Genomic DNA, 569 nt, shown 5'->3' with positions numbered 1-569 from the left:
TGAACCGGGCGCGCGTCGCGGCCGGGTCCTCGAGCAGCTGGGCGGCGACCGGGGACCCGGTCTCCTGGGCGTGCGTGCGCAGCAGGCGCTCGACGACCGCGAAGTCGTCGTCGTCGAGCGGGCCGAGGCCGAGCTCGCCGGCGCGCGCCGCCTCGACGTTGACGAGGTCGGGGTCGAGGTCGAGCACGTAGGCCGTGCCGCCCGACATGCCGGCGCCGAGGTTGCGACCCGTGCGGCCCAGCACGACGACCGTGCCGCCGGTCATGTACTCGAGCGCGTGGTCGCCGACGCCCTCGACGACGAGCGTGGCACCGGAGTTGCGCACCCCGAACCGCTCGCCGACGAGCCCGCGCAGGAAGATCTCGCCGCTCGTCGCGCCGTAGCCGATGACGTTGCCGGCGATGACGTTGTGCTCGCTCGTGAGGACCGAGCTGTGGTCGGTCCGCACGACGATGCGGCCGCCCGACAGCCCCTTGCCCACGTAGTCGTTCGCGTCGCCGTGCAGCCGCAGCGTGACGCCGCGCGGCAGGAACGCGCCGAACGACTGGCCGGCCGAGCCGGTCAGCGTG

Annotated in this window: 1 pseudogene; it reads right to left on the bottom strand. The window is 74.3% G+C overall.

Going from position 1 to position 569, the window contains the following annotated elements:
* Nucleotides 1-569 (bottom strand): annotated as a pseudogene (locus G3I71_RS45995) (glutamate synthase subunit alpha); the annotation flags it as partial.

This window comes from Streptomyces sp. SID12501 (genome assembly GCF_010550245.1).
GTDB lineage: Bacteria > Actinomycetota > Actinomycetes > Streptomycetales > Streptomycetaceae > Streptomyces.
Note: the sequence above shows the minus strand (reverse complement) of the source record. Positions and strands in the feature narration are given on the sequence as shown.